Raw genomic sequence first — 18,826 nt, 5'->3', positions numbered from 1 at the left:
AGTCTGTTTTGGGCAGAAATCGCCATAAAACCGCTGGTATGGGGGACTTTTTTCTTGACAAGAGAGACGCATTAGTATATAAATATATACAGCTACGCGAAAAAGCCGGTCAACGTAACAGACTGATCATCCGGAAGAAAAACAGCCGGCAGGGCAGGTCGTGTGTATCAGCGGGCCCGCGTACCATGTAAAAAACAAATGTAAGATACAGGAGGAGTAAAACTCATGAACAAAACAGAATTAGTTGCAGCTATGGCTGAGCAGACAAATTTATCCAAAAAAGATGCAGAGGCTGCTTTAAAAGCATTTATCGATGTAGTATCTGAAGAATTAAAGAAAGGTGAGAAAGTTCAGCTGGTAGGCTTTGGTACCTTCGAAGTATCCGAAAGAGCAGCAAGAGAAGGAAGAAATCCGCAGACTGGCGAGACCATGGAAATCAAAGCTTCCAAAACTCCGAAATTCAAAGCAGGAAAAGCTTTAAAGGACATGATGAACTAAGTAAAAATCTATGCGCTTAGATAAATTTTTAAAAGTATCAAGACTGATCAAGCGGCGTACCGTAGCCAATGAAGCCTGTGATGCAGGCCGTGTCCTCGTCAACGACAGACCGGCAAAAGCATCCGCACAGGTCAAGGCAGGAGATGTACTGGAAATTCAGTTCGGAAGTAAATCCGTCAGGGTAGAAGTGCTGAATGTGCAGGAAACCGTGAAAAAAGAAGAAGCACAGGAGCTTTACCGCTACTTATAAGAAGTGCGGCAGGATTCATGTGCAGCGAATAAAAAGAGAAAACCTTCATATAATGGGTGTATAGACCATTGTATGGAGGTTTTTTGTATGGGGGAGATGAACGAACAGGCGCACCGCCTTTTGCTGGAACAGCGGAAAACACTTTCTCTTGGCGGCGTGCAGGATGTGAAAAGCTTTGATGAGAACGAAGTTCTGCTCGTGACCGTCTGCGGTGTTCTTACCATCCGCGGAAAAGAGCTGCATGTGGGCCGCCTGGAGCTGGAAAAGGGAGAGGCGGATATCGAAGGCAGCATCGACAGCCTGGTCTATACGGAACATGGGCCGCTGCAGAAGAAGGGGTCTGCGCTTGCGCGGCTGTTCCGGTAAAAATGAGTGCGTATGTCACCCGGGAGCTGATTCTGTTCGCCTGTTCCATCTGGCAGGGGGCAGTCCTGGGGTTCTGGTATGATCTGATCAAGACAGCGCGGAAACTGATCCGCCACAGCCATGCGGCGGTATCTGCAGAGGACCTCTGCTACTGGATTGCGGCAGCGCTGTATCTGTTTGTACGGATTTACGGAGAGAACAGCGGCATTCTCCGCGGGTATCTGTTTGGCGGCATCCTTGGGGGCGCTGCATTGTACCACGCATCGTTTGGACGCTTTCTTCCGGAACTTCTGGCAAAGGGAATCAAAAAAGCAGGGCGAATCCTCGCTTTTCCAGGAAAATGGCTGGTAAAAAGTATGAAAAAACGGAGAAAAAGGTTGAAATTTCATGGGAAGAACGGTAAGATGTAACTACACATGTAAGAACAAAAGAAACAAGTCTGCGGACGAAAAACAACAGATAGTTTGGCTGCAGACGGTTGGAAAATAGAAAGCAAGGGTAAAGAAAAGAATGAAAGAAAGGGAAGAAAAGAATTCTGGCCGAAAGAAAAAAGTCAGAAAGAAGAGCCGTACAACAGAGTTCTCAATTACCGTAGTCCTGTGCTGCCTGGTTGCAGTCCTTACCGTAAAGGGAATCAGCCTTCAGCAGAAGGTCAATGCAAATGCATCCCGTCTTTCCAGTCTGGACAGCCAGATTGAAGAGGAGAAGCAGCGCACCGATGATATTACCGCCTTGAAAGAATACATGCAGACCGATGAGTACATAGAAAAAACGGCAAGAGAAAAACTTGGCATGGTAAAGGATAATGAGATTTTATTTAAAGAATCCCAGTCGAAATAAACAAAACAGATAAAGAAAGGGCATGATTTCGCAGTCCCCTTTGAAGTCCAGAACAAAGAGAGGAGGAGCGGAACATGCCGGAGTGGATCATTGCCATGTTCCTGATCGGCGCATTGCTGTCAGCAGGGGACATGGCTAAAATTTTTTTGGAAGCCAGAAGAAGCCGCCGGGAAGCGGCCGTCTATGACAATCATCCGCAGAAACTGCAGATGGAGCACTACGCCGATTCGTTCCGCGTTCTGGCAGAGAGCTTTTACCAGATGCCGTCAAAAAGTGTGATGCCGGAGACGGGCCGGGTGGACAAGATTCTGGAAAAAGAACAGCAGGAAGTCTGTAGCCGCTGTGCGAAGGCGTCGTGGTGCTGGGAGCAGTACGGAAACCTGACGCGCGAGCGGTGCCAGGAACTTCTTCAGACAATCGCCGACGGGGATGAGGACGAGATCAGCCGTGCAAAAGGCGAATGGAACGCCTCCTGCCTGAACGGCTCCCGCTTTCTGGAACTGTTCTGGAACCGCTACCAGCAGGAACGCCAGACGGCGCTCTGGTCGGGGCGTGTGGCGGAGAGCCGCCGCGTGGTGGCAGAACAGTTAAGTGAAGTCGCCGGGATTATGGACCGCGCCGCGTGTGATCTGTACAGCCTCAACAGTCTGCCGGACGAGCTCTCGGAAAAAATCTGCCGCCAGATGAAGAAAAACGGGGCTTTCGTCCAGAAAATCTGGCTCCAGGAGCGGCCGAAAGAGCATTTACAGATCTATATGACGGTCAAAGCAGGCCGTCACTGCCGGATCACGCTTCGCCAGACGGCGGAACTGATCGGTTCCCTGTGCGGAATCCCGATGGTTGCGGTACGCGACGGGGCACAGGTCTTAAGCGGAGAATACCAGACGGTGCTGTTTCAGGAGGATGTGAAATTCCAGGTTCTCTACGGTGTGGGACGCATCACCAAGGAGCAGGAGAGTATCTCCGGGGACAATTACAGTGTGCTCTGCGAAAACGGCCAGTTTGTCCTCTGCCTGTCGGACGGCATGGGTTCCGGGATCGAGGCAAACAGGGAGAGCGAGACGGTGGTGGAGCTGTTTGAACAGTTCCTGCGCGCCGGATTCCCGCGGATCATGGCGGCACGGATGATCAATTCGATGCTTCTGCTGCAGCCAAAGGAAGGGATGTTTTCCACGTTTGATGTTGCTTCGATTAATCTCTACACAGGCGTCTGCAGCTTTTTGAAAGGAGGTGCATCGCCGACGTTTCTTAGGCGGGATACGTGGGTGGAGGTTGTGGAGTCGACCAGTCTTGCCGCAGGTCTCGTTTCCCAGACGGATTTTGATACCACAACGAAAAAGCTGTACGACGGTGATTACCTTGTGATGATGACGGACGGAGTGCTGGACGCGCTGCCCGGGGACAGGACGGAGCAGATGAAGCAGCTTCTTCTCGAAGTGAAAAACAGCGAGCCGCGGGAATTTGCCCGGGAGCTTTTGGAACGCGTGCTGCGCCTCGGCGGCTGCCGCGCACGGGATGATATGACGGTTCTGGTCGCCAGAATCTGGAAAAAATAGGAGTAAAAACGAAGGATGCAAGAGAAAGTAAGAGCCTTTATGGAACAGTATCATATGGTAACGGCAGGCGAACGCGTGCTGCTCGGCCTCTCCGGCGGCGCGGATTCCGTCTGCCTGTTTCATCTGCTGCGGGAACTGCAGGAGCCGCTTGGCTTTTCGCTGCTGGCTGTCCACGTCAACCATAACCTGCGCGGCGCGGAAGCCGGGCGGGATGCGGCATTTGCAGAAAATCTGTGCCGGGAATATGATGTTCCGTTCTATCTCTATTCCTGTCCCGTGGAGAAGATCGCAAAAGAAAAGCATCTCTCGACGGAGGAGGCGGGACGCGCGGCGCGGCAGGAAGTTTTTGCAGCGTGCGCAAAGGAGCAGGGGGCAGTGAAAATTGCGCTCGCCCATCACCAGGATGACGTTGCGGAGACGATGCTGCATCACCTGGCACGGGGAACGTCGCTGGCCGGACTTGCCTCCTTACGCCCCGTGCGGGGGAATGTGATCCGTCCGCTTCTCTGCGTCGGACGAAAAGAGATCCGGCAGGAACTGGAAAGTCGGAAGTGTTCCTGGTGTGAGGACAGCACGAATGCAGAGGATGCTTACACGAGGAACGGAATCCGCCACCATGTGCTGCCGTATCTGACCGAAGAGGTCAATCCGCGTACTGCCGCGCATATGGCACAGACATCGCTGGACCTGCTGGAAACGGAGGAATATCTGGAGCAGCAGACGGATCAGCTGATGGAGCGGTATGCATCCGCAGAGAAAAATGCGGTTGTGCTGCGTGATGCGGTGAGCAGCGAAGCGCCTCTTCTGCAGCGCTACGTGATCCGGCGCGTTCTGGAACAGCTGGCGGGAAAACGGAAGGATCTTACCAGGGAGCATCTGGAATCTGTGCGGGAACTTTTTGAAAAGCAGGTCGGAAAAAGTGTCTGCCTGCCGTATGGAATCACCGCCGTGCGCGGATACGAGACGCTCCGCCTGGAAAAGCAGGGAGTGCATTTAAAAGAAGAACGGAAAAGGAAAAGCGGCGAAGAAGTTCCAATTCCGGTTCCGGCCGGGTGGGAAGAGGGAAAAAGTCTCGCATTTGCAGAAAATCCAGTCACGATTGTGAAAAAAACATCGGTTTTTCCCGAAAGAATTGAAGAAAAAAAGTATACGAAATGCTTTGACTGTGATAAAATAAAAGACGGTCTTGTCCTCCGCACGAGAAGAAGCGGAGATTATCTGAGAGTAACCGCAAAAGGCGGGAAAAAGAAACTAAAAGATTATATGATTGATGCCAAGATACCGAAAGAGGAGCGGGATTCCATTCTGCTGCTCGCCGACGGACCGGAGATCTGGTGGGTCGTGGGGTATCGCAGAGGAGAGAGCGGCCGTGTCGGGAAAGACACGAAAGCAGTTCTGCAGATACAGATTGGCGTTGGTAAGGAGGAAAACAGATGAAAGAGACAATCAGAGTATTATTAAGCGAAGAAGAAGTAGACAGACGAATTAAAGAAGTAGCAGACCAGATCAACCGCGATTACGCAGGAAAAGAAGTGCACCTGATCTGCGTTTTAAAAGGCGGCGTATTCTTTATGTGCGAGCTGGCAAAACGCATCACAGTGCCGGTAAGCCTTGACTTTATGTCCGTATCAAGTTACGGCGATGACACCAAGTCCAGCGGAGTTGTCCGTATTGTAAAAGACCTGGATCAGCCGCTGGAAGGAAAAGACGTTCTGATTGTGGAGGATATCATCGATTCCGGAAGAACGCTTTACTATCTGATCGACATCCTGAAAAAGAGAAATCCGAAATCCGTACACCTGTGTACTCTGCTCGACAAGCCGGAGCGCAGAGTGCGCGATGTCAAAGTAGATTATACCTGCTTTGATATCCCGGACGAGTTCGTCGTAGGCTACGGTCTGGATTACGCACAGAAATATCGGAATCTTCCATACATCGGAGTAGTGGAGTTTCACGAAGACGAGGAGTAAAAAGAAAATATGAACAGACAGCGCAGTGGATTTGGACTCTACGCGGCGTTTATGGTGATTATCGTGCTTGCCATGTTCTATATCACCGGAAAAATCAGCGCAGGCAGCAGCCCAAGTCAGCAGAAATTTGAAACCGCCGTAAAAGACGGCAAAGTGACATCCGCGCAGATTGTCCAGAACAAAGAAGTGCCGACCGGCTCCGTTGTGGTACGGGAGCAGGGCGGTGACAGTTATACGGTCAATGTGACCGACGTAAACGCAGCTATCAGCCTTCTGGAGGATGCTGATGTAACGTACACCGTACAGAATGTCCAGAGAGACAGCATTTTCATGACGTCTGTCCTGCCGGCCCTGCTGCTCGGTATGATCCTTCTTTTCGGCATGTCGATGATGAACCGCTCCATGGGCGGCGGTGGAGGCGGCGGAAACAAAATGATGAATTTTGGAAAAAGCAACGCCCATATGTCCACCGACAAAGACAAAAAAGTCCTGTTCCGCGATGTTGCGGGCTTAAAAGAGGAAAAAGAAGACCTCGTTGAGGTGGTCGATTTCCTGAAAGCACCGGAGAAATATACACAGGTCGGCGCGAGAATCCCGAAAGGAGTTCTTCTTGTGGGCCCTCCCGGAACCGGTAAAACCCTTCTGGCGAAAGCTGTTGCAGGAGAGGCAGGCGTGCCGTTCTTCAGCATTTCCGGATCCGATTTCGTGGAAATGTTCGTCGGCGTCGGCGCTTCCCGTGTCCGCGACCTGTTTGAGGAAGGAAAAAAACATGCGCCGTGCATCATCTTCATCGATGAGATCGACGCCGTGGCAAGACGAAGAGGCACCGGTATGGGCGGCGGCCACGATGAGAGAGAGCAGACATTAAACCAGCTTCTCGTTGAGATGGATGGTTTCGGCGTCAATGAGGGCATCATCGTGATGGCAGCGACGAACCGTGTCGATATCCTGGATCCGGCGATTCTCCGTCCGGGCCGTTTTGACCGCCGCGTGGTTGTAGGACCGCCGGATGTCATGGGCCGTGAGGAAATCCTGAAAGTCCATGCAAAGAACAAACCGCTGGCCGAGGATGTGGATCTGAAACAGATCGCGCAGACGACCGCAGGCTTCACCGGCGCAGAGCTGGAGAACCTGCTGAACGAGGCAGCGATTATGGCGGCAAAGGACCGCAGAAGATTTGTGCGCCAGTCCGATATCAAGTCTGCTTTCATCAAAGTGGGCATCGGTGCGGAGAAGCGCAGTAAAGTCATTTCGGATAAAGAAAAACGGATCACCGCATACCATGAGACAGGCCATGCGATCCTGTTCCATATGCTGCCGGATATGGAGGCGGTTTACACGATCTCCATTATCCCGACAGGTCCTGGCGCAGCGGGCTACACGATGCCGCAGCCGGAGAACGATGATATGTTCCAGACGAGAGGCAAAATGATGCAGTACATCACCGTATGCCTCGGCGGCCGTGTGGCAGAGGAGTTGATCTTCGACGATATCACAACGGGCGCATCCCAGGATATCAAACAGGCGACGGCTACCGCCCGTTCCATGATTACGAAGTACGGTATGTCTGAGAACCTTGGTCTTGTCGCTTACGATTCCGACTCGGATGAGGTCTTCATCGGCCGCGACTGGGGCCATACGAAGAGCTACAGCGAGAATGTAGCCGCAGCCATCGATGAGGAAGTCCGCCAGATGATCGAGAAATGCCACGATCAGGCGAAACAGATTATTCTGGAGCATTCCTATGTGCTGCATGAGTGCGCAAAGCAGCTGATGGAAAAAGAGAAGCTGAGCCGTGCTGAATTCGAAGCCATTTTTGAGCAGGAAGCACAGATGACAGGAACAGCACCGGAAGTTTCTGGAGAAATCTGATATCTTTTTATTTGCAATAGAAAACCTGCAGAGAACAAAAAAAGTTTTTTGCAGGTTTTTTTCTGTGATTTTACGGGCGTTTGTGCAAATTAAAACAGAAAATCCGAAACGCCGAAAAAATTCATCGTTATTTTGAATAAGAATCAAATGAAAAAAAATCGCGATTTGTGCAGACTTTTCGAGGGACGTATGGTACTATAATAACTGTAAAAACCCCCCAATACATTATATAGTTTTTGCTACACCCCATAAGAGAAATACCTTCTCCAAAAGAGCCAGCGTACCCCGCTGGCTCTTTTACTATATAAAAATCCAATAAACACAATCGTTACATGTGTTCAGAAAAAGGTTGTATTACATGGCGGTGTGGGGTAAAATATAAGGAATGAATGATTGAGAAAGACAGAGGCGTTAGTTCATGGATAAAACAAGAATGCAGCAGTATATGTCACAGATGCGGGCGATGTTCAACAAGCATGCGCTCTACAGCGATGAATCCCCGCAGTATCAGATTCCGTTTGAGCCGAACCCGGGCGACACGGTGAAGATCCGGTTCCGTACCCTGAAAAATAATGTAGATGCGGTTTATTTCATCAGCGGTTCCACCCGTGCACAGATGCAGGTCGGTTTGGTCCGGAACGGTTTTGATTATTACGAGATCGAGATTCCGGTCGGAAATGAGCCGATCCGCTATTTTTTTGAGATTCAGGCAGGCCGCGTGGTCTGTTATTACAACAAGCTCGGTGTCACAAGAGAGCTGCAGGAGATGTACTCTTTCGGCATTATCCCGGGCTTCCATACGCCGGACTGGGCGAAGGGCGCTGTCATGTATCAGATTTTTGTGGACCGCTTCTGCAACGGAGATCCGTCCAACGATGTGCTGACGGGAGAGTACAGCTACATTGGTGAGCAGGTCAACAAGGTGGATGACTGGAACCGCTTCCCGGAGCAGATGGATGTCCGCAATTTCTACGGCGGCGATCTGCAGGGCGTCATTGACAAGATGAATTATCTGCAGGATCTCGGTGTGCAGGTCATTTATCTGAATCCGGTGTTTGTTTCGCCATCGAACCATAAGTATGATATTCAGGATTATGACTATATTGATCCGCATTTCGGAAAGATTGTCTCCGACGAAGGCGATCTGCTCTGGCCGGGCGACAAGGACAATATGCGGGCAACGCGGTATATTGACCGTGTGACGAACAAGGCGAACCTGGAGGCGAGCAATGAACTGTTTATCCACCTGGTGGAGGAGGCGCACAAGCGCGGCATGAAGGTGATTCTGGACGGCGTTTTCAACCACTGTGGTTCGTTTAACAAGTGGCTGGACCGCGAGCGGATTTACGAGGCCGGAAAGGGCTATGAGCCGGGCGCGTATGTGGCGCAGGACAGTCCGTATCACACGTTTTTTAAGTTTTATAATGAGCATAACTGGCCGTACAATGAGTTTTATGACGGCTGGTGGGGCCATGATACGCTGCCGAAGCTGAACTACGAGGGCTCGGAGAAGCTGATGGAGGATATTATGCGCATCGGCGCGAAGTGGGTTTCTCCGCCGTTTAATGCGGACGGCTGGCGGCTGGATGTGGCCGCTGACTTAGGACACAGCCCGGAGTTTAACCACAAGTTCTGGAAGGAGTTCCGGCGCGTTGTGAAGGAGGCGAATCCGGAGGCGATTATTCTGGCGGAGCACTACGGCGATGCGATGAGCTGGCTGCAGGGCGACGAGTGGGATACGGTGATGAACTATGATGCGTTTATGGAGCCGGTTTCCTGGTTCCTCACGGGTATGGAGAAGCACAGTGATGAGTTTAACCAGGGGCTTCTCGGAAACAGTGAGAGTTTTATCGGGGCGATGACGTATCATATGCCGGCGTTTTATGCGCCTTCGCTGTATACGGCGATGAATGAGCTGGATAATCATGATCATTCACGGTTCCTCACGAGAACGAATCATCGTGTGGGGCGTGTGGCGAATGTTGGGCCGTATGCGGCTGCGGAGAATACGAATAAGGCGGTGCTGCGCGAGGCGGTTGTGATTCAGATGACGTGGCCGGGGGCGCCGACGCTGTATTATGGGGATGAGGCCGGCCAGGTTGGGTTTACGGATCCGGATAACCGGAGGACGTATCCCTGGGGACAGGAGGATCAGGAGCTGATCCGATTCTATAAAGAAATGATTGCGGTGCATCGGAGATTTCCGGTGCTGGCGATGGGATCGCTGAAATTTTTGTACCATGATTATAATGTGCTTTCTTATGGACGGTTTAATCAGGAGGAGCAGGTAATTGTGGTGATTAATAACCGGAATGAGAGGGTGCATGTGGAGATTCCGGTGTGGCTTACCGGGATTAACCGGAGTTCGGTGGCGAAGCTGACGCAGGTGTTTGCGACGGATGCGGTGGGATTTTCTTCGGAGGAGAAAGAAATCGAGGCACCGGCGGGCATACTGGAGATGGATTTGCTGCCGTTATCGGGAGTGGTACTGCATAGATGCGAGGAGTGACGGACGCCTCGCCGCCGCATCACGCAAGACTGAACGGGCGGCGGCGAGGCTGGTAGTGGGGACGGGAGGTTGAAAAATAGAAATGGAAAAAGAGCTCCGATTCGTATGAATCAGAGCTCTTAATCGTGCCGCAAACCGGGATCGAACCGGTACGGGTATCACTACCCACGGGATTTTAAGTCCCGGGCGTCTGCCAGTTCCGCCACTGCGGCATATGGACGGAGATGGATTCGAACCATCGAAGCAATTTGCAGCAGATTTACAGTCTGTCCCCTTTGGCCACTCGGGAATCCGTCCATGTATTTTGTTTTGTGTCAGAATGACTTCCGACATTGAATGATTATACTGGATGTGGAGGGAAAATGCAAGGGTTTTTTTGAAAAAAATAGAAAAAAGTTGAAAGGGGGGAGCAGGTCGGGTATAATATCAAATATATGGGCTTCTATATTGAGTAAAAATGGAGGATATAGGGTAAGTATGATTAAGATTAAGGATTATGTCCGGGTGGGGTCGCTGGAGGAGGCGTATGAGCTGAATCAGAAGAGAAGCGCCTGTATCCTGGGCGGGATGCTCTGGACGAAGATGGGGCAGAGGCAGGTGCAGACGGCGATTGATTTGTCCGGGCTGGGACTGGATCAGATTGAAGAGTCCGAGGAGGAGTTTTCGATTGGATGTATGGTGACGCTGCGGCAGCTGGAGGAGCATGAGGGGCTGAATGCTTATACCGACGGTGCGGCACGGGAGAGTGTGCGGAGTATTGTCGGGGTGCAGTTCCGGAATCTGGCTACGGTGGGAGGCAGTATTTTCGGCAGATTTGGATTTTCGGATGTGCTGACGCTGTTTCTGGCGCTGGATACGGAGGTGGAGCTGGTTCATGCGGGACGGATGCCGCTGGCGGAGTTTGCCTGTTCAAAGAGAGACAGGGATGTGCTGGTGAGGCTGATTGTGAAGAAGCATGAGGGTGTTACGGTTTATCAGAGTCATCGAAATTCCAGAACGGATTTCCCGGTGCTGACGTGTGCGGTGCGGGTGGAAGACGGAAAAGGATGTGTGGTGCTTGGGGCAAGACCGGTGAAGGCGGCACGTGTAGAGCTTCCGGCGGAGCTGGCGGAAAAGCTGGCGGCTGGAAAGGCATCTGCGGAGGAGCTGAAGGCAGCGGCTTCGGAGATTTCTGATCAGTTTACGTATGGCAGTAATATGCGCGGAAGTGCAGAGTATCGTCATCATCTGGGACGGGTGCTGCTGCGCAGATGTATGGAAGAAATTCAGAAGAAGGAGGAGCAGTGATGAAGATTTCGATGATCTTAAATGGAAAGAAGACGGAAGCGGAGATCGATGCAGACATGCTCCTGATCGATTTTGTGAGAAGCCAGGGATGCTACAGTGTGAAGCGCGGCTGTGAGACGTCGAACTGCGGGCTGTGTACGGTTTTTCTGGAGGGAAAACCGGTGCTGTCGTGTTCGGTGCTTGCGGCGCGGGCGAATGGATGTAAGGTGGATACGCTGGAAGGCCTGCAGGAGGAAGCAGAAGAATTTGGTTCCTTTATTGCCGGACAGGGCGCCGAGCAGTGCGGGTTCTGCAACCCGGGGATGATTATGAACGCGATTGCGCTGTTCCGGGAAAATCCGGATCCGAGTGAGGAAGAAATTAAAGAATATCTGGCGGGAAATCTCTGCCGCTGTTCCGGATATGAAGGACAGCTTCGGGGAATTTTGAATTTCCTTGCCTGGAAAAAGCAGCAGGGAGGTGCGTCATGAGCAGAGAAAATCATATCTATGAACCGGATTGGTCGGGAAGAACCGATCAGCTCTGCAGTGTGAATAAGCCGGTGATCAAAAAGGATGCCCTCGCGCTGGTAACCGGAAAGCCGGTTTATGTAGATGATCTGGCGCCGAAGGATTGTCTGATTGTCAAGGTACTGCGGAGTCCGCATGCCAATGCAATCGTAAAATCCGTGAAAAAGACGGCAGCAGAGCGTGTTCCGGGCATTGAGGCGATTTATACCTGGGAGGATGTGCCGAAACAGCGTTTTACAATGGCAGGACAGACCTACCCGGAACCAAGCCCGTATGACCGTCTGATCCTCGATCAGCATGTGCGCTACGTGGGAGATCCGGTGGCGATTATTGCCGGAAAAGATGAAAAATGCGTGGACCGTGCGCGGAAGCTCCTGAAAGTAGAGTACGAAGTGCTTCCGGCCATTCTGGATTTTCATCAGTCCAAGGATAATGAACTGCTGGTGCATCCGGAGGAAAGCTGGAAATCGCTCTGTCCGGTCGGTGCGGACAATCAGAGAAATCTCTGTGCAAGTGCGGAAGATCACAACGGAGATGTGGAAGCCGTGCTCGCAGAGTGCGATGAGGTCGTAGAGCATACGTATCATGTACGCGCAGCCCAGCAGGCGATGATGGAGACGTTCCGGACATACTGCTTTATGGATACCTACGGACGGCTGAATGTGCTGAGCTCGACCCAGATCGTTTACCATGCGCGCCGCATTCTGTCCAATGCACTCGGCATTCCGAAATCGAAGATCCGTGTTTCCAAGCCGAGAATCGGCGGCGGATTCGGAGCGAAGCAGACGGTGGTTGCCGAAATTTTCCCGGCGTTTGTAACCTGGAAAACCGGAAAACCGTCGAAAATGATCTTTACGAGAGAAGAGTCCCAGACAGCATCCACACCGCGCCATGAGATGGAAGTAACGATCCGCCTCGGTGCGATGAAGGATGGAAGAATCCGTGCGATCGATCTGTATACACTTTCCAACACGGGTGCATACGGCGAGCATGGACCGACAACGGTCGGCCTTTCCGGCCACAAATCGATTCCGATGTATGGATCTCTTGAGGCTTACCGGTTTGCGTATGATGTTGTGTATTCCAACGTAATGTCAGCCGGTGCTTACCGCGGATACGGTGCGACGCAGGGTATCTTTGCCGTAGAATCTGCTGTCAGTGAGATGGCAGCGCGTCTTGGCATCGATCCGATCCGGATCCGGGAGCAGAATATGGTCCGTGAGGGACAGTTCATGCCGGCTTACTATGGCGAAACGGCAAACAGCTGTGCGCTTGACCAGTGCGTGGAGCGTGCGAAAGAGATGATCGGCTGGGATGAGAAATATCCGTGCCGTGATATGGGAGATGGAAAGGTGCGCAGCGTCGGCATTGCGATGGCGATGCAGGGTTCCTGTATTTCCAATCTCGATGTCGGATCGGCAACGATCAAAGTCAACGACGACGGCGGCTATACGATGCTGATCGCAGCGGCCGATATGGGAACCGGCTGCGATACGATTCTGTCCCAGATGGCGGCAGAGTGTCTGGAGTGTGATGTGGATGACATTACCGTTGTCGGCGCAGATACCGATACGTCCCCGTATGACTCCGGTTCCTATGCATCGAGTACGACGTATATTACCGGAAAAGCGGTGGAAAAAGCCTGCATGACGCTTCGGAAACGAATCTGTGCCCTGGCGGCAGAGCGGATGAACGTGCCGGAAGATGAGACAGAATTTACCGGTACCGGCGTCGTGCATGAAAAGAGCGGAAGCAGCATGACGATGGAAGAAATCGCAACAGCGGCCATGTGCAATAACGGCATCGCGCTGGAAGCGACGGAAAGCAACTGCTCACCGGTATCGCCGCCGCCTTATATGGCTGGTGCGGTCGAGATCGAGCTGGATAAAGAGACCGGCGAGGTCAAGATTCTCGATTATGCCGCCGTTGTCGACTGCGGAACCGTCATCAACCCGAACCTTGCGCGCGTACAGGTCGAGGGCGGTCTGGTGCAGGGCATCGGCATGACGCTGTTTGAAAATATCCAGTACACGGACAAGGGTCAGATGATCAATAATTCGTTTATGCAGTATAAAGTGCCGACCCGCCTCGATATGGGCAGGCTGCGCGTCGAGTTTCGGAGCAGCTACGAGCCGACCGGTCCGTTCGGTGCAAAATCGATCGGCGAGATCGTCATCAACACACCGGCTCCGGCGCTGGCACATGCAATCTACAATGCGACGGGTCTGTGGTTCCGCGAACTGCCGATCACGAGCGAGCAGATTGCAATGGGAATTGCGGAAAAAGAATGCGAGTAACGATACTTTATCTGGCAGCCGGGAACAGCAGACGGTTCGGGGAAAATAAGCTGCTCTATCCGCTGGATGGAAAGGCGGTGTATCGCCATCTGCTGGACCGGCTGGCCCAAATTGCCGGAAGGCATGAGAACTGGGAACTGCTGGTTGTGACGCAGTATGAAAGGATTCTGGAGGAGCTTGCGCCGCTGGTAAAAGCCGGGCGTCTGCAGACGATGTTTTCGCCGGACAGCGAAAAAGGAATTTCCTATACAATCCGCGCGGGAATCGAGGCAGCGGAGAAGCAAAATGCCGATGCCTGTGCGTGTTTTGTGGCGGATCAGCCGTACCTGAAGGAAGAGACGGCGGAGCGCTTTCTGGAATCCATGGAGATGCAGAAGGCTCCACTTGGCTGCGTTTTCTGCGGCGGCGAGAGCGGCAATCCGGCGTGGTTCTCAAAACCTTATTTTTCAGAACTAAAAGAACTTTCCGGCGACTGCGGCGGGAAAAAGGTGCTGAAACGGCACTGGGAATCGGTAATTCCGTTCCGGGTCGAAGCCGCGTGGGAATTAAAGGATCTGGATCGAAAAGAGGATCTCTGATGCAGAGACACCGGCGGCTGCCATGAATAAAATTTGAGACAGTGCGAAATTTGATGGATTTGGACTTGCATTTCCAGTGAGAAGTAAGTACAATGGGTATAATAAAAATTCGGGAGGCTTCAAAAAATGCAGTTATTGGAAGACAGAATCCGCAAAGACGGAAAAGTACGCGAGGGAAATGTCCTGAAGGTGGACAGCTTTTTAAATCATCAGATGGACGTCAATCTGTTCCGGGAAATCGGAAAAGAGTTTCAGCGCCGTTTTGCGGGAGAGGAGATCACGAAAATTCTGACCATCGAGGCATCTGGAATCGGAATTGCCTGTGTTGTGGCTGAAATTTTTAATGTTCCGGTTGTGTTTGCAAAGAAAACACAGACCAAAAATATCGCCGGCGATGTTTATACCACAAAAGTAGAATCTTTCACCCATGGAAGAGTTTATGATATCATTGTTTCCAAAGAATTTCTGGGAAAAGGAGACAAAGTTCTCCTGATCGATGATTTCCTGGCAAACGGAAAAGCGCTGGAAGGACTGGCAACCCTGGTACAGGATTCCGGTGCAGAGCTCGTAGGAGCAGGCGTTGTCATCGAAAAAGGGTTCCAGATCGGAGGAAAACTGCTGCGTGACCGCGGCATTCATCTGGAATCTCTTGCCATCGTCGATGGTATGGATGATAAAACCGGGGAAATTACCTTCCGGAAACAGTAAGGAGGCGTCAAAATGGCAAATCTGATTGCAAGAATTGCCGTTCTTCTGGTTCTGGCGGCCGCAGGAATGGTGCTGGCCGACAGAAAAGAAAAAATTGATCTCAGTGTGTCACTGCTGCTGTTTCTGGCGGCAGTCAATGTGACCTCTTTTTTCAGCCTGAAAGATAACAGGATTGTAGTTGTCATGATTCTGACGGTATATTTTCTGTTGTACGCAGGCGCAAAAGAGCTGCTGCGGAGACGGGCAGAGAAAAAAAGAAAATGAATGCAAACCGAACATCCGGCTGCGAGCACCCATGCAAAAGTGCCGGTCGGATGTTTTTGAATTTTTCTGTAAATTCAAAAAGCCCTCCGGGCAGGATCGCACTGCGGCGGAGGGGGAATTATGTCGCTGAAGCGACCCGCCGCCGGCGGAGAATCCTGAAAATTACCAAAATAAGGAGAACCGATATGAGACTGCTGCTGGCAGAAGATGAAAAAGAGATGGCGCACGCGCTGGAAGCAGTGTTTACACATAACCATTATTCTGTAGATGTTGTTTATAATGGAATTGATGCTGCGGACTGGGCAGAGAGCGGAAACTATGACGGCATGATCCTGGATATTATGATGCCGGGAAAAAGCGGGCTGGAGGTCTTAAGAGAGTGGACGGAGAGCATTCATCACCAGATTGAGCGTCTGAACAGTCTTGTAACACAGCTTCTGACGCTTGCAAAAATGGAGGAAGGTGGCGGAAAACTGGAACTGAAAACATGGAATGCGTCAGAAACCATCATGGATGCTGTAACGTCCTTTGAAGCCCCTGCGGTTACGAAACAGATCGCGCTGCAGAGCGATATTGCAGAAGAACTCCATATGGAAGGAGATGCCGCAAGAATCCACCAGCTCGTTTCTCTTCTTGTGGATAACGCCGTTAAATACACTCCGGAGGGTGGAAAAATCCACATTTTCTGGCGAAAAAACGGCAAAAAAGCAGAATTTTCGGTGCAGAATACCTGCGATACCCTGCCGGAAGGTGATCTCAACCGCCTCTTTGAACGCTTCTATCGTGCGGATGTGTCGCGGGCCAGGGAAAGCGGCGGCTATGGAATCGGCCTTTCCGTGGCAGCTGCAATTGTAAAGGCACATAAGGGAAAAATCACCGCAGAGCGGACACGAGATGGCATCTGTTTTAAAGCAGTCTTTCCGGCAAAAGGATGAAAGAAACAAAATTCCGGAAAAACGGAAAAATGACGGCAGGGCAGGAAAGGCAGACACACAAAAAAGCAGAAATCAAAAGCTTCCATGAGAGAAAAAACAACAGAAAACAAAAGGAGGAATATATGATGTTTGATTGTGGTTTACAAAACATTTTCCAGCTGAAAAGCGGACAGTCCCGTTCTATTAACTGGGAAAACCGGAATGGAGAAAAAGGAAAAGGCGGCATGGCATCCAGCGATCTTGGTCCGTCCAGAAAAGGTTCCCCGTGTATCCCGAAAATAGAAGCAGGAGAGACCGTAACACTTGGTGAGATCCAGGGAGAAGGCATCATTCAGCACATCTGGATTACCGTCACAGACCGTACCAGTGAACGTAACCGTTATGTTCTGCGGGATCTTGTTCTGCGCATGTACTGGGACGATGAAGAATTCCCATCCGTTGAATGCCCGCTTGGCGATTTCTTCTGCTGCGGCTTCGGTGTTTCCTACCAGGTAAACTCAGTCCCGATTGCTGTCAATCCGACCCGTGGTTTCAACAGCTATTTCCCGATGCCGTTCCGTAAAAACGCCCGTATTACCATTGAAAATCAGTGTGATGAGCCGATTCCGGCCTTCTTTTATCAGATCGACTATTGCCTGACAACGGTTCCGGAGGATGCTGCCTATTTCCATGCCCAGTGGCGTCGTCAGCGCATAACGGAAAAGGCAAAAGACTACGTTGTCCTCGACAACATCAAAGGGAAAGGCCAGTACGTTGGAACGTATCTTGCACTGACCAGCCTCGAACGCTACTGGTACGGAGAAGGTGAGATGAAATTCTACATCGATGGAGACAAGGATTATCCAACCATCTGCGGAACCGGAACAGAAGATTACTTCGGTGGTGCCTGGAGCTTTGCAACACAGCAAAATGGCCAAACCGTTGAAAATCAGTACTGCACTCCGTATCTTGGATATCCTTACTACTCTACCCACGATACCTTCCTTCATAATGATTACCACAATGATGATCAGATGCCACAGCGCAGCTTCTACCGCTGGCACCTTCTTGATCCTATCCTTTTTGAGAAGGATCTTAAGGTAACCTTGCAGCAGATTGGCGTCAGTCACGGAGGCCTCTTTGAACGTCAGGATGATGTCGCTACCACAGCTTACTGGTACCAGACGCATCCTCATGTACCATTCGCGCCACTCATGTCCAGAAAAGAGCGCTGGCCAAGATGATTTTTGACGCTTTTCCTATTTTATATGTTTCATGACGTTGCATATCGGCTGCAAGAGTCCGTTCCGAACAAATCCGCTTCCAACGAATTTGTCCGGAAAAGGGCTCTTTCTTTTTTTATATGGTATTCAAAAAGCGATCCGGATTACAGAGGTCCGTCTTTTCACAAACCTTTCACATTTTCCGTCCATTCTTTAAGGTTCCTTTAAAGTTTTCTCATTATACTTAAAAGTGTAAAAAACATTTCCGGAAGTAAATCAAACGAAAGGATCAATCGATTATGATGCAAAGCCAACAGATTCCCATGACCTTCCAACGGTATGAAACAAAATACATGCTTTCCCCGATCATGGCTCGCAAGCTTCGCAAGAGCCTTCCGGGTCATCTGCAGATGGATGAATACGGCCTTGATACCATCTGCAGCCTCTATTACGATACCCCGGATCACCAGCTCATCCGCCGTTCGCTGGAAAAACCCGTCTACAAAGAAAAACTACGACTCCGCAGTTATGGTCCGGCCAAAGAGACCAGCCCCATATACGTAGAACTAAAGAAAAAATATGAAGGAATCGTCTACAAACGCCGCGAGCGCATGATATTATCAGAAGCGGTTCCCTATCTTGCGGGAAAATCAGAACCGGGCTTCGACAGTCAGATTCTCCACGAAATCACTTGGTTTCGCAACTACTACCGGGGGCTTGCTCCCGCTATGTACATCGCCTACGACCGCATCGCCTGCTTCGGCACGGAAGACAGGAACTTTCGTGTTACCTTCGACACCAATATCCGCTGGCGTACCGACAATCTGTGTCTTGACGGTCCAACGGAAGGAACCAGGCTTTTAGAACCCGGCTGGTATCTCATGGAGGTGAAATCACCAGGTGCTGTGCCCCTATGGTTCAGCAAAATTCTGGATGATCTTGCAATCTATCCGGCATCATTTTCTAAATACGGCTTTGCCTATCAGATCGAAAATCAGAAAGCATCAGAAGAAAAAGCTTTCATACCATTCACAGATATCCGGCAAACCGTATCAAAAACAGCATTCCGTTAGCTGAATCAGGTAAGTCCTCTGCGGCCATTGCGAAAAGCAAGAAGCAGTGGGTGGACTCACAGCTTGCGAAAAGCCTTTTTCAAACATAATCTGCTTCACAAAAAAGAAAATG

19 protein-coding genes and 2 tRNA genes are annotated in these 18,826 nt (G+C 51.0%); 19 read left to right on the top strand and 2 right to left on the bottom strand.

The features are described from left to right. Nucleotides 1–225 precede the first annotated feature (225 nt). From DXD02_RS02755 to DXD02_RS02710, 10 genes are all read left to right on the top strand, one after another. Entirely contained in the window at nt 226–498 is a 273-nt protein-coding gene (locus DXD02_RS02755) for an HU family DNA-binding protein (RefSeq protein ID WP_022462103.1), read from the top strand. A 10-nt stretch (nt 499–508) separates the two neighbouring features. Continuing rightward, complete coding sequence (locus DXD02_RS02750) at nt 509–748, top strand: RNA-binding S4 domain-containing protein (RefSeq protein ID WP_022462104.1); 240 nt, start codon at nt 509–511, stop codon at nt 746–748. 87 nt (nt 749–835) lie between these two features. Further along, a complete protein-coding gene (gene yabP / locus DXD02_RS02745) occupies nt 836–1,114 on the top strand; it encodes a sporulation protein YabP (RefSeq protein WP_330410109.1) in 279 nt (92 codons plus the stop codon). 2 nt (nt 1,115–1,116) lie between these two features. Next, a complete protein-coding gene (yabQ, locus tag DXD02_RS02740) occupies nt 1,117–1,524 on the top strand; it encodes a spore cortex biosynthesis protein YabQ (protein WP_117509465.1) in 408 nt (135 codons plus the stop codon). 100 nt (nt 1,525–1,624) lie between these two features. Beyond that, nucleotides 1,625–1,954 (top strand): FtsB family cell division protein, encoded by a 330-nt coding sequence (locus tag DXD02_RS02735; RefSeq protein WP_022462107.1) that lies wholly within the window; start codon nt 1,625–1,627, stop codon nt 1,952–1,954. A gap of 74 nt (nt 1,955–2,028) precedes the next feature. Continuing rightward, nucleotides 2,029–3,510, top strand: coding sequence for a SpoIIE family protein phosphatase (locus DXD02_RS02730; protein ID WP_055218705.1), 1,482 nt, complete (start codon nt 2,029–2,031; stop codon nt 3,508–3,510). 15 nt (nt 3,511–3,525) lie between these two features. Next, nucleotides 3,526–4,947: a tRNA lysidine(34) synthetase TilS gene (gene tilS / locus DXD02_RS02725; protein ID WP_118666353.1), complete on the top strand. Its 1,422-nt coding sequence runs from the start codon at nt 3,526–3,528 to the stop codon at nt 4,945–4,947. Beyond that, nucleotides 4,944–5,480 carry a hypoxanthine phosphoribosyltransferase gene (gene hpt / locus DXD02_RS02720; RefSeq protein WP_117801456.1) on the top strand — a complete coding sequence of 179 codons (537 nt, stop codon included), beginning with the start codon at nt 4,944–4,946 and terminating at the stop codon, nt 5,478–5,480. The genes tilS and hpt overlap by 4 nt, the downstream gene beginning before the upstream one ends. 9 nt (nt 5,481–5,489) lie before the next feature. Continuing rightward, nucleotides 5,490–7,352, top strand: a complete 1,863-nt coding sequence (ftsH, locus tag DXD02_RS02715; RefSeq protein WP_118666352.1) for an ATP-dependent zinc metalloprotease FtsH — start codon at nt 5,490–5,492, stop codon at nt 7,350–7,352. 418 nt (nt 7,353–7,770) lie between these two features. Continuing rightward, nucleotides 7,771–9,861: a glycoside hydrolase family 13 protein gene (locus tag DXD02_RS02710; RefSeq protein WP_118666351.1), complete on the top strand. Its 2,091-nt coding sequence runs from the start codon at nt 7,771–7,773 to the stop codon at nt 9,859–9,861. A 126-nt stretch (nt 9,862–9,987) separates the two neighbouring features. Here DXD02_RS02710 and DXD02_RS02705 read toward each other — a convergent pair. Next, nucleotides 9,988–10,073: transfer RNA gene (locus DXD02_RS02705), tRNA-Leu, on the bottom strand. 3 nt (nt 10,074–10,076) lie between these two features. Then, nucleotides 10,077–10,158, bottom strand: a tRNA-Tyr gene (locus DXD02_RS02700). Nucleotides 10,159–10,338: 180 nt separating this feature from the next. On the opposite strand from DXD02_RS02700, the gene DXD02_RS02695 reads away from it, so the two are divergent. The 9 genes from DXD02_RS02695 (at nt 10,339) to DXD02_RS02655 (ending at nt 18,714) form a co-directional block, all read left to right on the top strand. After that, nucleotides 10,339–11,148 (top strand): FAD binding domain-containing protein, encoded by an 810-nt coding sequence (locus DXD02_RS02695; RefSeq protein WP_118666350.1) that lies wholly within the window; start codon nt 10,339–10,341, stop codon nt 11,146–11,148. Then, complete coding sequence (locus DXD02_RS02690; RefSeq protein ID WP_022462114.1) at nt 11,148–11,618, top strand: (2Fe-2S)-binding protein; 471 nt, start codon at nt 11,148–11,150, stop codon at nt 11,616–11,618. Before DXD02_RS02695 ends, DXD02_RS02690 begins: the two co-directional genes overlap by 1 nt. After that, complete coding sequence (locus DXD02_RS02685; protein WP_117804141.1) at nt 11,615–13,954, top strand: xanthine dehydrogenase family protein molybdopterin-binding subunit; 2,340 nt, start codon at nt 11,615–11,617, stop codon at nt 13,952–13,954. Before DXD02_RS02690 ends, DXD02_RS02685 begins: the two co-directional genes overlap by 4 nt. Further along, nucleotides 13,945–14,532, top strand: a complete 588-nt coding sequence (locus tag DXD02_RS02680; RefSeq protein ID WP_117804142.1) for a nucleotidyltransferase family protein — start codon at nt 13,945–13,947, stop codon at nt 14,530–14,532. Before DXD02_RS02685 ends, DXD02_RS02680 begins: the two co-directional genes overlap by 10 nt. A 126-nt stretch (nt 14,533–14,658) precedes the next feature. After that, complete coding sequence (locus DXD02_RS02675; protein WP_055218716.1) at nt 14,659–15,240, top strand: xanthine phosphoribosyltransferase; 582 nt, start codon at nt 14,659–14,661, stop codon at nt 15,238–15,240. Nucleotides 15,241–15,252: 12 nt separating this feature from the next. Beyond that, on the top strand, nt 15,253–15,504 hold the full coding sequence (locus DXD02_RS02670) for a hypothetical protein (protein ID WP_022462118.1): 252 nt from the start codon (nt 15,253–15,255) through the stop codon (nt 15,502–15,504). A 185-nt stretch (nt 15,505–15,689) separates the two neighbouring features. Beyond that, nucleotides 15,690–16,439 carry an ATP-binding response regulator gene (locus DXD02_RS02665; RefSeq protein WP_158580107.1) on the top strand — a complete coding sequence of 250 codons (750 nt, stop codon included), beginning with the start codon at nt 15,690–15,692 and terminating at the stop codon, nt 16,437–16,439. A 125-nt stretch (nt 16,440–16,564) separates the two neighbouring features. Further along, a complete protein-coding gene (locus DXD02_RS02660; RefSeq protein WP_055218718.1) occupies nt 16,565–17,662 on the top strand; it encodes a glycoside hydrolase family 172 protein in 1,098 nt (365 codons plus the stop codon). Between the two features lie 278 nt (nt 17,663–17,940). After that, complete coding sequence (locus DXD02_RS02655; protein ID WP_118666348.1) at nt 17,941–18,714, top strand: polyphosphate polymerase domain-containing protein; 774 nt, start codon at nt 17,941–17,943, stop codon at nt 18,712–18,714. Nucleotides 18,715–18,826 lie beyond the last annotated feature (112 nt).

Source organism: Blautia sp. TF10-30 (assembly GCF_003481245.1).
GTDB lineage: Bacteria > Bacillota > Clostridia > Lachnospirales > Lachnospiraceae > Fusicatenibacter > Fusicatenibacter saccharivorans.
Note: the sequence above shows the minus strand (reverse complement) of the source record. Positions and strands in the feature narration are given on the sequence as shown.